The organism is Bradyrhizobium sp. 40 (assembly GCF_023100925.1).
Classification (GTDB): domain Bacteria; phylum Pseudomonadota; class Alphaproteobacteria; order Rhizobiales; family Xanthobacteraceae; genus Bradyrhizobium.
Genome location: NZ_CP064688.1, coordinates 2,451,006 through 2,463,400, shown reverse-complemented (window position 1 = coordinate 2,463,400; position 12,395 = coordinate 2,451,006). Strand labels below are relative to the sequence as shown.

Below are 12,395 nucleotides of genomic sequence, written 5' to 3'. Positions count from 1 at the left end.
GCAAAGAACAGCGAACTTGCCGAGCCGTAGCAGGGAAGCCGATCAGTGGCCCAGCAAGCGCACGAGAAGAACCATCTGATCTCCTGATCCGCCAGACCATCAGGACGGAGTGACGCGAAGCTTGCTCGCGTCGCGAACTTCTTCGGCATGCAGTAGACCGGCATCTTGTCACGGCCTTGTGATGAATTTCAAAAACGCGATAGGAGGCCTCTACATTCGCCAATTGGACTCGCCCGCTACCCCATAGCCCTCGAATCCGCAATATCGGATTTTGAGCGTTTACCAATGGGGTGAGCCGCTCTCTGCTGTTGCTCCCTCTTGGGCTGGCGTTTCTCCGGACCAGCGAACCCAGGGAGAAACGAACATGGGCGTCCCGTTTGATCAGCAGCGGCTTCACGACGATCCGCCATGGCACGTCCGCCACGCCCCTCCCATCCACAAGCGCCGCGGTCGCCCACCCAACCATCCGGCACAGCAGGACTTTACGCTCGAGCAGATCGACAGGATCTATCCGTGGCTGTGCAGGCGGCTCAAGGCTGATCAAACCGCTCCGGAGCGCACCATCGATCATATCGCGACCAGCGAGCGCGCCTACCGCCTGTTGGCATTTTGGGCGCGCAAGCGCCTAAAAAATGTAGATTGGACGACTCTCCGCAATAACCACAGCTTGTGGAAGGGCGGGCACCTTCACCCCGACGAACGCTGCAGGGATTCGGAGGACTTCGAAACGGAGATAGAGCGCCAGTTTCCGCAGCCTCCCGACCGTGCACCGTAGCCGCCAATTTCCGTGAGCGAATTCCCAGCCCTGATCTGCAAAACCTCTCCGGGGGCAATTCGCCCTAAGAGAACTCAATCAGGAGAAAAGCTTTGCAGATCGAGCAGCTGTCAATCGACGCGTTGAAGCCCTACGCGGGCAATGCCCGCACCCATTCGGCGAAGCAGATCAAGCTGATCGCGGAAAGCATCAAGCGGTTCGGCTTCAACAACCCGATCCTGATCGACGATGAAGGTCAGGTCATCGCAGGCCATGGACGTCTTGCGGCTGCAAGCATGCTCAGCCTCGAGACGGTCCCCTGCGTCCGCCTCTCGCATCTTAACGAGGCGGACAAGCGCGCCTATGTTCTCGCGGACAATCGCCTCGCTGAAAAGGCGGGCTGGGATAACTCGATCCTTGCAATCGAATTGAAGCAGCTCGCTGACGTGGGGTTCGACATCGATCTGACGGGTTTTGAAGCGCCGAGGTTGACTGCATCATCGAGAACTTTGACGACGAAAGCGAACAGCCGGAAAACCGGATTCCAGAGCGCGGTGAGGGCCCTCCCGTCAGTCGCGTCGGAGACATGTGGCGGCTCGGCAAGCATGTTCTGTTCTGTGGTGACGCAACCGATCCCGCCATCTACGACGTCCTCATGGGGCGCGAACGGGCCGAGTTCATTTTTACCGACCCACCTTATAACGTTCGCATTGGCGGCAATGTATCGGGGCTGGGCGCAATCAAGCACCGCGAATTCGCCATGGCTTCGGGGGAGATGAGCAACGAGGAATTCACCCGGTTCCTCTCCAAGATCTTCCGCCTGCTTGCCGCTACTCGCGGGATGGCTCAATCCACCAGATCTGCGTGGATTGGCGGCATATGCGGGAAATGCTGCTTGCGGGCGATCAACATTATGCAGAGCTCAAGAACCTCTGCATCTGGAACAAGACCAATGCGGGGATGGGATCGTTCTATCGTTCCAAGCATGAGCTGGTGTTCGTCTGGAAGCACGGATCGGCCGCGCATACCAATACCTTCGAACTCGGTCAGCACGGCCGCTATCGGACCAATGTCTGGGATTATGAAGGTGCAACCAGCATGCGGACCGGTCGCATGGAGGAGCTGAAGCTGCACCCAACCGTGAAGCCCGTGGCCATGGTGGCGGATGCCATCAAGGACTGCTCCAAGCGCGGCCAGATCGTGCTCGACCCCTTCTGTGGGAGCGGGACGATCCTGATCGCGGCGGAAAAGACTGGCCGCATTGCTCGGGCGGTCGAGCTTGACCCCGCTTACGTAGATGTCGCGGTGCGGCGTTGGGAGCAGTACACCGGAAAGAAGGCCTGGCTTTATCCAATGCAGGAGAGCTTTGAGGAGCTGGCGGAGATCCGGGCGGCCTGATCCATTGGGTTTCAAAGCGCCCACCTGAGCCTTTCGACCCAGACGCCCGCCGGTATCGGAATTCCTTCGGCAATTGTCGTGAGCGCTGAGTCCGCTTGGTCGTGCTACTCGTCGCCAGGCTCAAAACCAGCGCGAGGACGCATGGACGACTACGCCAATTCAATCAAGCCCACAGCGGCCGATGGTGCTCCGTCAGGTTACGAGATCGGATACAAACGTCCGCCGAAGCATGCGCAATTTCCCAAGGGAAGAACAGGAAACCCCAAGGGGCGTCCAAAGCGCCCCGATGGGATTAGCCTAAAGGAGCTCTTCGATGGTGTTCAACGCACAAAAGACGGGAGCACGCTCTCTCGAAGAGAACTAATGGTGCGCCGAATCCTTCACGATGCGATGGCAGGTGATCCTCGTGAGTTTAAGAAGTTCATCGATCTCATGGAGCGCTCCGGACTAATTCGGCGATCCACTCCGAAGAGCATAGGTCCCATTATTGTGAAGCGCGTTCAGGCTATCAGTTCGAACGTTCAAGTCCCGCAGGCGCACGACAGGATCAGCTAGGGGAAATTGAACGGACGGCAGGATGGATCAACGACAATGACCGAACGTACGAAAGTGAGCTGCGAGCGGCCCCGTCGCGCCTCTTGCAGGAACGCGACGGAAAGCGTGATCGCCATCTTTAAGCGGCTCGCAATGGAGCCCGTGATGCTTACCACAGATGGCCGTCGGCAAAAGGTCCCCCGAGCCGTGGCTGTCCTGTTGAAAAACTACAATGCGGCTCTTCAAGGCGACAAGAGCGCCCGGAACAATATCTGGCGACTTTTGGAGCGAACCGGAGAGCTGATCGATCAGAATGACCCCGCAATAGCGGGCAAGCCAATAGTCGTTCCCGAACCGATTTGGGATACGAAAAAGCTCCTGGAGGAACACGGCGTCGGCATCGTTGAGGGCAAGCCTAGCCGAACAGCCTAATTAGCGCTTCGCCGCGTTGCCGGCCAACTCCTTCGCTAAATCCAGAGCTGCAACCCCAATTGATCCAAAGAATTAAATTTCCAGCACCGGTCCATCCAAGCGACAACCGCCATGAAATCGCCTCCGCCGACAATGTCCCTCTCAGCACCCACGTTTAGCCACTGACGAAGCCGACGGACCCAGGATTCGAACGTCGCTTTACGACCGGGTTCTTCTTCCTATTCATCCAGGCGGCAAAAGATTGGGCGCCGACGATCGTTGATCCGGCGTTTAGCGCTCTTTTCATGATTTGCTTGCGAGCATCGCAAGATCGGCTGAGAGATGGAGCAGGCCGGGCCCGACCAGCTTGCCGCCAATGCGCTAAGCAGCCGTCGCCTACCCCAGTTAGGTTGAGCTTGGCGCAACTGGCCAGCAGCATGGTCACATATTCCCCTCAGATCCGGAGCACGCTCCAAACAACAAAAAAGCCCCGGACGATACCCGGGGCTTTGATGTTTGAAGCGGGTTATGGATCAGTACTTCGCGACCACAGGACCGGTCCAGTTGAAGCGGTAGACCAGCGAAGTCGAAATCGTCTGGTTCCAGCTGTTGGCGCGGATATCGCGGCCAACCAGCGTGTTCGTGACATCGAAGAGCTCGTTCGAGGTCTTGGCGTTGTAGAAGGCCGAGCGATACTCGGTCTTCATGAACCAGCCGGGCGACTGGATGCCGAAGATATTCAGGTTGTTCTCGACGCCACCGCCGATGAACCAGCCGTTGCGGTTATAGCTGTTGAGGTGGATCCCCGCGGGAACGCCGGCGAGCGTCATGAAATTGGTCTGGCCGAAGTGAGCGCCAGAGTAACCGCCGTTGACGTAGGAGAGCACGTTCGGAGCAACCAGCCAGCCGAGGCGCACACCTGCGGCCCAAGAGTCTTCCAGCTTTTGCGTACCGGTGAGGCCGCCAACGACCGTCGGATCCTGGATGGTGGCGCGGATGCTGCCGAACTGACCGTCAGCGAACACGCCGGCGACCCAGGTGCCGCTGAACTGCCAGTCATAGCCGAGGCCAACGGTGCCGAACCAACCCGAACCACCCTGACGCTGATCAATAGTGAGCGGAACCGCGCCGACCGTGGTCTGGACGCGCTGGTCCGCAGCAGAGAGGCCGCCGCCGGCGCCACCGAAGATGTAGAAGCCGGTCCAGTTGGCGACGGGCGCCGCCATCGGGGCCTTCACGTAGGGACGGGCGCCAAGGTCAGCGGCCGAGGCTGAACCAGTCATCGCCGCGATCGCGGTGAGAGCAAACAAAATCTTCTTCATCACAAAAATCCCCAAGCGGTGTGCGTCGATGTCTTGGGCAATCTATCCCAAACGGCCCAAAATGCTGTAACCCGAGGGCCACAGTGACGGGCAATCGATGGGCGATGCTGGCTAGCAACAAGGCAATCCTGGCTGAATTATTCCGCGACAATCCAGCGGCAACAGCCATCTATCTAACTGAAAGCATGAGAGAAAACGACTTTGATGCCGCGCGGACGGCTCTCAGCCGCGTTATGCAAGCTCAAAACGTGCAGATGTTAGCGCGGGACGCTGGTTTGAGACGGGATGCCCTGTACAGAACATTCGGGGGTCGAATCGACCCTCAGCTCAGCCGCATCCTAAGGCTCTTTGATGCGCTCAACGTACAGGCCAGCGTGGTGCGGTCGGATCCCTCTGAGGTGCAGACTGCACCGAGCGGGACGGCCCCCGATGATCCCGAAGGGATCGCAAACCGACTAACGCAAGGCCTAGCCAGCAATCGCTTCGAGGAAGCCGTCCTTGCATTGAAAGAAGCCGTGCTGGCCCAGAATGTCTCCTCCCTGGCGAGGGAGGCTGGGATCGAGCGTAGAACAATGTACAAAACATTCGGCGGCGCCGTAGATCCACATCTCAGCCGAATTTTGAAGGTCCTCGCGGCAATGCAGCTTCGGCTGCTTGTCGTTCCGCTTCCAGACAGATCAGGGCTACCACGACCCAAACTTGGTCGGCCGCCAAAAGCTTCAAAAGCCTCTAGCTAACGAGCCGCCAATTTTTACGCCGAATTGCGCGCCATTATCTACGCGCAACAAGGGGCCGTGCCGAGGACGCCATTGAGATCGGCCCGTCGCATGTCCTGTCCGTGATCGAAGTCAGTCGGCGCCTCGATCAGCTTCTCATCGCGCGTCACCAACGTTGCGCAGCACTTAAATCCAAACCTTTAGCCCATGCCCTTTTCCCCAACAGCAAAACCTGAGGATCCTGAAGCCGGTTGAATGCTGGCTTACTCTCCTGCTGCGAGTCCCTTTCGATGGGCGCCAATTCTCTAAAGGTTTCGGTAACCAAACAATTCGTTCAGAGGCAGTCAGCGAGCTGCACCCACCCTGCTCATACAACCTTTGCATTGTTAGCCGCTACAGTGTGATCACAACGAGGAAATCGCCAGCAAGAGTATCGCGTGATAATAAGACCGTTGGGATGGACACGTCGCCAGTGTCCCGCCGCCGCATCAGTTCAGGCGACACGAACTCGCGGCTTCCGATCGCTCTGGTGATGCTGTGCGGGTTTGCAGGCCTTGGGCTCCGTTACCTCGTGCGCGAGCACGCCACCGACGACGCCATTCAGTTCCTGATCCCGTGGTATTGCTTTGCTCGAGATCACGGGATCGGCGCGCTGGCGGAACCTTTCACCAACTACACCCCGTTTTACAGCTACCTCCTGCTGATTGCCGCGCGACTTGATTGGCTGGGCCAGCCACTGTCCCTCGTGAAAGCGATCTCGGCCGTCATCGAGTTGGGCTGCGCGATCGCTATCGCCCGGATCGTCTGGCGAGCGACAAGGGTGCCATTGCGCACCGCCTTGGCCTTCTGCGCTGTTTGGCTGGCGCCGACGGTGCTCTTCAACGGCGCAATGTGGGCACAGGCCGATTCGATCTGGACGTTCTTCACGCTGGTCTCCGTAGCCCTGTTCATGCGGGACCGAAATGGCGTTTTGCCATTCGCGGCGGCGGTTTCGGTGAAGGCCCAGGGCGTCTTTCTAGGGCCCTTAGTGTTGGGCGTGCTAATGCGCCGCAGGATCCACCCAGCATGGCTCGCCGCTGTTCCCGGGATTTACGTGGTTCTCGCCATTCCGGTTTTCGTCGCTGGCAGATCCTTAGCCTCCGTAGCGGGTGTCTATTTAGAGCAAGCTCACACATTCCATCGCCTCACAATGAATGCAGCGAACATCTGGGTATTGGCTGGGGGTACACCGTACGAGATCGGAGTCGCCATCGGCTTGGTGCTTGCGGCTGTGAGCGGACTTGCTTTGTCAATGTTCATCGCGCGTTCCAAACGAACGGGCCCAGAGTTCATTCTGCTCGCCGCGTGCGTCTCGCTCATGCTCATGCCCTACTTGCTTCCGAAGATGCATGAGCGTTATTTCTATGCCTTTGAGCTCGCGTCTATCGCCTTGGCCTGCATCAATCCGCGCTATTTGCCGTTCGCCGTGATTGCTCAGGTTGACGGCGTGTTATCCTATCTTGGATTCGAGAGCGGTATCATCATGGGTTTGCTGCCGGCGGCGCTCGGCAACACCTTTCTCGTGTTCTACCTCGTGCTTGATCTTTGGCGCGGCGAACGTGGATTTCATTTCCCAAAGCTTGCCTGGCTTGGCTTCACCGTTTCGATTGGAGGATTGCTGAGCTATTTAGTGCTCGCAGGTAGCGGGTGGAACATGTCGCCCGCGTATTTAATTGCCACGGGTCTTGCCGCGGCCATGACGATGTGGCTTCTCATACAGTCGCAGGTCGCAGGTCAACCGACGTGAAGCTGCAAAGTCTGACGTTGCGCAAACCTTCAGTTGCCTTTCAGAGTAGGCAGCGCGACATCCGCAAGCTTCCAGTCGCTCAACTCGGTTCAACTAGTCGCCACGCCGCGGGACCCGCGGTTGCCATCGATCACAGCGATCACGCCATCGATGAAGGCTTGGCACTCAGCGTGGGTCTTGAACGTGCCCTTGTACTTCCCGAATAGGAAGACCGTCCGGCCGTGCCCCTTTCCGAAGAAGTATTGGCCGACGTGTCCGCCGCCTTCGTCTTTGAGCTCAATGCTACCAAGGCTTTGCGCTGACTTGAGGTCTGTCTCGGGTAGCTTGATCCGCACATGTGTCTCCGTGATTCACGGCCAGGCTAAGGACGTTAGCGGCCTCAGCGTCAACTGGCGTGTCCAGCAGATCAGCGCTTCGCCGCGTTACCAGCCAATTCCATCGCTAGGTCCAGAGCTGCAACTCCAATTTGATCTGAAGAATTAGATTTGCAGCGCCGGTCCATCCAAGCAACGATCGCGGAGAAGTCGCCGCCGCCGACAATGTCCCTCTCAGCACTCACGTTTAACCCGCTGACGAAGCCCACGACCCAGGATTCAAAAGCTGCCTTTACGACTAAGTTCTTCTTCCTATTCAGCCAAGCGGTACAAGATTGCGAGCCCGCGCCCACGATCGTTGATCCGGCGTTCAGGGACGTCGGCAAGAGTAGCATCATCATTATGGCAAGCGCTCGTCTCATCTTTTCCTCAACCGAAAACGGCTACTTCCAAGGAGGCTCTATCTGTTCCTTTGCCCGACGGCGCAAGCGCATTTTTTTTCGATGCCCCTGCGCATGTGAATGGACGCTCGATCGCTATCTCAGGCTCGAATCCGGCCAATGAGGAACCTCATCCGCGCGGCGGGATCGACCCAAGTTCTGCCGCACCGTCGCGTAGAGCACAAACAGGCCGATGGTGATCGCGACAGCCAGCAGTGGGAACATGTAATTCATGCAGCCTCCAAGAATTGAATACTAGCAGCCCGTCCAATCGGCGCGACGCTCTCCGGCCTGAGACCCTACACTGCCAGTTTCCTACTCAGCTCGTGGTTCTCATCCGGCATTCCGCTTCAAATGTTTGAGCCCCCGCCGTTGCCGCGAGAGAGCAGCCTTCTCATACCGTTCCAAGCTCGACAAATATCTCATTTGCTTTGGTTCCGCGCCCTCGATCACCGCCAACATCAGAATTAACCTAAGAGCTCGCAGGCGATCCTGGCGGCTCCTAGCTTGAGCCAAATCTTGGACTGCGACATGCATGTCCGTACCTTTGAAGCCTTCCGCAAAGACTGCATCGAAACCAGAACCGGCGGGTTCGTCCCAACGAGATAAGCCATGCCGATAGGCGTTGCGGCTCGATGCTGTTTTGCCGACGCTTGTTTGCGGCCCGGTACTCCTCGCTGCGTTTGCGCGATTGGCTTCGATTTGTCGCTTTGACGCCAACTTGCCTCCTTGATTTCACTATCTCGCAGTCGAGCGATCCGCATTATCGCGAAGACCACGGCCTCAATCCTCGGTTACCGCGCCTCGGCGATGCGACGGAGGATACGACGGATCCCGCAACAACGGCGCAATGAACGTATGTAGGTTTGATCCATCAAACAGATAGGCGGCTATTCCGGCCGCGTGTGCCGCAGAAAGATCGCTCTGCTTGTCACCGACCAGGAAGCTAGCATCGATGTCCACCGAATACCGCTCAAGGAGGGCTCTGATCATGCCCGGCTGCGGCTTACGACAGCTACAGAGGACACGGTAACGCTCAATCAGACCATCGGGGTGATGGGGGCAGAATTCGAACGCATCGATACGCGCACCAACCATAGCAAGTTCACGCGACATCCATTCGTGCAGATTGCGAACATGCCGCTCCTCGTAAAACCCCCTCGCGATTCCTGATTGGTTCGTCACGACAAACGCAAGATACCCGGCGTCATTGACTGCTTTGACGGCCTCTTGCGCTCCTTCCACCCACCGGATCTGGCCGGGATCGAAAGCGTAGCCGTCGTCCTCATTGAGGACGCCATCACGATCGAAAAATACTGCCGGATGCTTCAAGTCTCAGGGGCCCAAGTTGGAGGCAATACCCACGATCTTCCGACAATCACGGCTTCATTTCAACATGTCATGCGACCGGACAATCGTTCTCGGCGAGCGCGCCTTTTGTATCCAGGTCTTTGCGGTTCATGCGTGAATTGGCTTCGTTTTGTCGGTTTATACCGGTCAGCCTCGTCCCGTCCCTGCCCTAAGCCCGTGAGAACAAGAGCGATTCCTGTCGCTAAAACGAGCAAGATTGTTGCTGCAGAAAGGACTGGCCTTCATTCGCGATTGGAGCGTTACTGATTCGACCGGGCGCCACCTGCGATCCTAGCGCCGGTATCTCGCCTCGCGGACGCGGGGCTTCAGGCAGTGCGGCAAATGAAGCCGCTTGTTTTTGCGTAGGAGATACCGGTGACAACAGTTCAAACAAACGGCGCCGATGCGCCCAATCACATCATCAGGTTCAACCCCAATGACCGCCGCCACTTCATCGGCGGCTCGGATGCACGTGTCATCATGGGTGATGATCAGGACAAGCTCATCCGCCTTTGGCAAGAGAAACGTGGAGAGGTCGCACCAGAAGATCTCTCGGATAATCTCATCGTCCAGCTCGGCACGATAACAGAGGTCCTCAATCGCGCCTGGTACCACCGCTCAACAGGACAAACCATCTCCGACATCCAGAAGAGGGTTCGGCATCCGGTGCACAAATGGATGGCGGCAACACTCGATGGCATGGTCGAGCAGACTGGAGCGGTGTTCGAGGCCAAGTTCATGCTGCCTTGGGCCTTTACAGAGGAAGCCGCGGCCGAGAAACATATGGCCCAGCTGCAGCACAACATGTGGGTCACAGCGTCCCGCAGCGCCGTTCTCTCGATCATCACCGGCGGTGGCAAATGGGTTGAGATCAAAATCCACGCCGATCCGCTCTATCAGCATCTGCTCCTCACCGCCGAGAAGAAATTCTGGCGCTGCGTTCAGAGCGGCGAGGCGCCTCTGCTCTTCAACATCGAAACGCCGCGACCAAGGCTGGAGGCCGTTAAAGTCGTCGATATGTCTTCGTCCAATGCTTGGGGCGAGTTCGCGGCAACCTATCTCCGCACCAAGGACGCCCACGGGGCGCACGAGCTCTCCAAAGCTGAGTTGAAGAAGCTCGTGCCCGAGGATGTCAAGGAGGCAAGCGGGCACGGGATCAAGGCCAAACGCTCCAAGTCCGGGGCCATCAGCTTCGACGCTCTCGCTGTGGAGGCCTCCGATGCATCAATCCAGTGAGCGGATCGGGGCGATCGCGGGCGCCCTCGCCCGGGCGCAGGCCGAGCTAACCAACCCGGAAAAGACCCTGACGGCGGTGATACGGTCCCCCTTCCCGCGGGAGGACGACCGGACCTTCCGCTACGCCTCCTTGGCCTCCGGCCTAGACCTTGTCCGCAAGACCCTCAGCAAGCAGGAGATCGCAACCGTCCAGACCACAAGGATCGACTCCAGCAGCGGCCAAGTGCGTCTCACGACCCTGCTGGCCCATGCGTCCGGCGAATGGATCTCCTCCGATTGGCCGGTCTGCGCGGCAAAGGAAATCGAGGCGCCACATCGGATGGGTGCCTCATTGACCTATGCCCGTCGCTACGCCCTATTTGCTCTGGTTGGCATTGCCGGTGAGGACGACCTCGACGCTCCCGATGCAATCGCCGGCCCTCCCACTGCCGCCGAGCCGCAAATGGCTCCCGGCCCAAAGGGAAAGCCTGCCAAAGCCGTCTTGAACCGACCGGCTGTCCTGAAACCTCAGCAATCGGCTGAGCTGCGGGAGCGGCTGCTGGCCGAGTTGGCGGCCGCGGGGAATACTGACGACCTCTTGGCTTGGGCCAAAGCCAGCCTTCCCTTGAAAAACACCCTGCTAGAGGCGGATGCCCGGGCGCTTGAGTCGGCCTATCTGGTGAGGTTCGAGGAGACGGCCCGCCTTGAGACCGAAACTCATCTACCATCATCTGAGGCTGAGAGCGCCCCCGGACAAGAACCGGCGGAAGAACTTTCCCTCTCCCAAGCCGCTATCCCAGGCTCACGCTCGGACGGGCCGGCGGATCAGCCAGGGAGCGGCCTCGCCTTCCCCAAAGAGCCCCCGCGCAAGCGGAGCAAGGCCCACCTTGCTTTTATCCGGGCACAGCCATGCCTGGTCTGCAAGCAGGCTCCATCCGATGCCCACCACCTCAAGTTCGCCCAGCCGCGAGCACTCGGGCGCAAGGTCAGCGACGAATTCACCGTGCCCTTATGCCGCTCTCATCACCAGGCCCTGCATCGGCATGGCAACGAAAAGGCGTGGTGGGCCGATATGCAGATATCGCCCTCGCCTGTCGCGAACGAATTATGGGCAACCAGCCCTGTTCATGACCACGCCAATCCTACTGTGGCCACTTTCGACACCACATCGCAGGGCCGGCCGGAGGTCACACGCCAATGAATGGCCCCTTGAGCAACGCCACGCCCGCAACCACATCCGCGATTCCAGCCGAATTTCAGGCCTTGTGTCCCGCTCCGCAACTTCTGCCTGGAGAAAGCATCGACCATTATCGCGCGCTCCAGACCGTCATCTTCCGCGACATAGCCCCCCAATCGGCCATCGAGTGGCTGCTTGCCATTGATGTTGCGGAGCTGTCCTGGGAGATGCAGCGCTATCGAATTCTGCGGCACAAGCTGCTGGAATCATATCGACAAAATGCAATAGAGATGACGCTTCGTCGGATAGACGTGCCCGGTATCGTGCCCGACTTCGAAAATGACGCCGAACACTACATCATTCAGAACGCGCTCGATTGGCGGCTCGACCGCATCGCGGCAGACGAGATTGAAGCACGTCTGGCATCATATGGCTTCGATCAGCACGCCATTAGCGTGGAAGTTTACGTGCAGGCCCGCGAGATCTTCACCTTGTTCGAAACGTTAATGAACGCGGCACAGCTGAGACGGCTGTTCTTGCTAAAGGAGATCAATAGCCGCCGCCGAATGCAGGATCCGGCTAACTTCGTCCGCGCTCAACCACAGTTACGATGAAGAACGAGGTACAATTCGCCGCTTCAGGAACAATTCAGCGATGCATCGAGATCGTAAAACCGAATACCGTCTAGCGTGCCTTTCATTCAACAAGGATCTTGAAGACGCTGACGATTCGGCCGGTGACCACCAAGTTGCCTTTAGCACATGGACCATGGCCACGATCATCGCCGTATCCGCGTCGCGGCGGATGGTAGTGACACCGGCTTCGATCTTGAGGGCCTAGCCCACGGATTAAGCAGTTAACAGCGATCGATGAAGGTATGGAGGTTAAATCCATTAAACAGATCGGCTGCGATGCAATCGTCTGCGCCGCAGTAAGGTCGCTCTCCGGCCCACCGCGCCGCCTCGCAGTCTCAGGCGA

Annotated in this window: 15 protein-coding genes; 10 read left to right on the top strand and 5 right to left on the bottom strand. The window is 58.4% G+C overall.

Annotated features, from left to right (window positions below; all coding sequences use genetic code 11):
* Positions 1-364: 364 nt before the first annotated feature.
* From IVB40_RS11760 to IVB40_RS11740, 5 genes are all read left to right on the top strand, one after another.
* Positions 365-775: a hypothetical protein gene (locus tag IVB40_RS11760; protein WP_247290206.1), complete on the top strand. Its 411-nt coding sequence runs from the start codon at positions 365-367 to the stop codon at positions 773-775.
* A 92-nt stretch (positions 776-867) separates the two neighbouring features.
* A complete protein-coding gene (locus tag IVB40_RS11755) occupies positions 868-1,533 on the top strand; it encodes a ParB/Srx family N-terminal domain-containing protein (RefSeq protein ID WP_247818915.1) in 666 nt (221 codons plus the stop codon).
* A 100-nt stretch (positions 1,534-1,633) separates the two neighbouring features.
* The gene (locus IVB40_RS11750) at positions 1,634-2,152 is read left to right on the top strand and encodes a site-specific DNA-methyltransferase (RefSeq protein WP_247818914.1); all 519 of its coding nucleotides are present in this window, start codon (positions 1,634-1,636) and stop codon (positions 2,150-2,152) included.
* 141 nt (positions 2,153-2,293) lie between these two features.
* On the top strand, positions 2,294-2,707 hold the full coding sequence (locus IVB40_RS11745; RefSeq protein WP_247290208.1) for a DUF5681 domain-containing protein: 414 nt from the start codon (positions 2,294-2,296) through the stop codon (positions 2,705-2,707).
* A 36-nt stretch (positions 2,708-2,743) separates the two neighbouring features.
* Complete coding sequence (locus IVB40_RS11740) at positions 2,744-3,118, top strand: hypothetical protein (RefSeq protein ID WP_247290210.1); 375 nt, start codon at positions 2,744-2,746, stop codon at positions 3,116-3,118.
* A gap of 512 nt (positions 3,119-3,630) precedes the next feature.
* On the opposite strand, the gene IVB40_RS11735 is transcribed toward IVB40_RS11740, so the two are convergent.
* Positions 3,631-4,419, bottom strand: a complete 789-nt coding sequence (locus tag IVB40_RS11735; RefSeq protein WP_247290213.1) for an outer membrane beta-barrel protein — start codon at positions 4,417-4,419, stop codon at positions 3,631-3,633.
* Between the two features lie 83 nt (positions 4,420-4,502).
* Here IVB40_RS11735 and IVB40_RS11730 point away from each other — a divergent pair, with 83 nt between their 5' ends.
* Positions 4,503-5,156, top strand: coding sequence for a transcriptional regulator (locus tag IVB40_RS11730; protein WP_247290215.1), 654 nt, complete (start codon positions 4,503-4,505; stop codon positions 5,154-5,156).
* A 451-nt stretch (positions 5,157-5,607) separates the two neighbouring features.
* Positions 5,608-6,921 carry a hypothetical protein gene (locus tag IVB40_RS11725; protein ID WP_247290225.1) on the top strand — a complete coding sequence of 438 codons (1,314 nt, stop codon included), beginning with the start codon at positions 5,608-5,610 and terminating at the stop codon, positions 6,919-6,921.
* An 89-nt stretch (positions 6,922-7,010) separates the two neighbouring features.
* Here the strand turns inward: IVB40_RS11725 and IVB40_RS11720 are convergent, their stop codons facing one another.
* From IVB40_RS11720 to IVB40_RS11705, 4 genes are all read right to left on the bottom strand, one after another.
* A complete protein-coding gene (locus IVB40_RS11720; RefSeq protein WP_247290227.1) occupies positions 7,011-7,256 on the bottom strand; it encodes a hypothetical protein in 246 nt (81 codons plus the stop codon).
* 71 nt (positions 7,257-7,327) lie between these two features.
* Positions 7,328-7,636: a hypothetical protein gene (locus IVB40_RS11715; RefSeq protein ID WP_247290229.1), complete on the bottom strand. Its 309-nt coding sequence runs from the start codon at positions 7,634-7,636 to the stop codon at positions 7,328-7,330.
* Positions 7,637-7,771: 135 nt separating this feature from the next.
* On the bottom strand, positions 7,772-7,909 hold the full coding sequence (locus IVB40_RS11710; protein WP_247290231.1) for a hypothetical protein: 138 nt from the start codon (positions 7,907-7,909) through the stop codon (positions 7,772-7,774).
* Positions 7,910-8,458: 549 nt separating this feature from the next.
* Positions 8,459-9,007, bottom strand: coding sequence for an HAD family hydrolase (locus IVB40_RS11705; RefSeq protein WP_247290233.1), 549 nt, complete (start codon positions 9,005-9,007; stop codon positions 8,459-8,461).
* A gap of 393 nt (positions 9,008-9,400) precedes the next feature.
* Between IVB40_RS11705 and IVB40_RS11700 the strand changes: the two genes are divergently transcribed.
* The 3 genes from IVB40_RS11700 to IVB40_RS11690 are packed head-to-tail and all read left to right on the top strand — an operon-like array spanning position 9,401 to position 12,031.
* The gene (locus IVB40_RS11700) at positions 9,401-10,261 is read left to right on the top strand and encodes a YqaJ viral recombinase family protein (protein ID WP_247290235.1); all 861 of its coding nucleotides are present in this window, start codon (positions 9,401-9,403) and stop codon (positions 10,259-10,261) included.
* Complete coding sequence (locus IVB40_RS11695) at positions 10,245-11,441, top strand: ERF family protein (RefSeq protein WP_247818913.1); 1,197 nt, start codon at positions 10,245-10,247, stop codon at positions 11,439-11,441. Before IVB40_RS11700 ends, IVB40_RS11695 begins: the two co-directional genes overlap by 17 nt.
* 8 nt (positions 11,442-11,449) lie before the next feature.
* Positions 11,450-12,031, top strand: coding sequence for a hypothetical protein (locus tag IVB40_RS11690; protein WP_247290239.1), 582 nt, complete (start codon positions 11,450-11,452; stop codon positions 12,029-12,031).
* Positions 12,032-12,395 lie beyond the last annotated feature (364 nt).

What these genes read in the sequence shown, in the direction of transcription:
- IVB40_RS11710 (WP_247290231.1), bottom strand. Translation starts at nt 7,909, where the DNA reads ATGAATTACATGTTCCCACTGCTGGCTGTCGCGATCACCATCGGCCTG.
- IVB40_RS11695 (WP_247818913.1), top strand. Translation starts at nt 10,245, where the DNA reads ATGCATCAATCCAGTGAGCGGATCGGGGCGATCGCGGGCGCCCTCGCC.
- IVB40_RS11750 (WP_247818914.1), top strand. Translation starts at nt 1,634, where the DNA reads ATGCGGGAAATGCTGCTTGCGGGCGATCAACATTATGCAGAGCTCAAG.
- IVB40_RS11715 (WP_247290229.1), bottom strand. Translation starts at nt 7,636, where the DNA reads ATGATGATGCTACTCTTGCCGACGTCCCTGAACGCCGGATCAACGATC.
- IVB40_RS11745 (WP_247290208.1), top strand. Translation starts at nt 2,294, where the DNA reads ATGGACGACTACGCCAATTCAATCAAGCCCACAGCGGCCGATGGTGCT.
- IVB40_RS11740 (WP_247290210.1), top strand. Translation starts at nt 2,744, where the DNA reads ATGACCGAACGTACGAAAGTGAGCTGCGAGCGGCCCCGTCGCGCCTCT.
- IVB40_RS11760 (WP_247290206.1), top strand. Translation starts at nt 365, where the DNA reads ATGGGCGTCCCGTTTGATCAGCAGCGGCTTCACGACGATCCGCCATGG.
- IVB40_RS11735 (WP_247290213.1), bottom strand. Translation starts at nt 4,419, where the DNA reads ATGAAGAAGATTTTGTTTGCTCTCACCGCGATCGCGGCGATGACTGGT.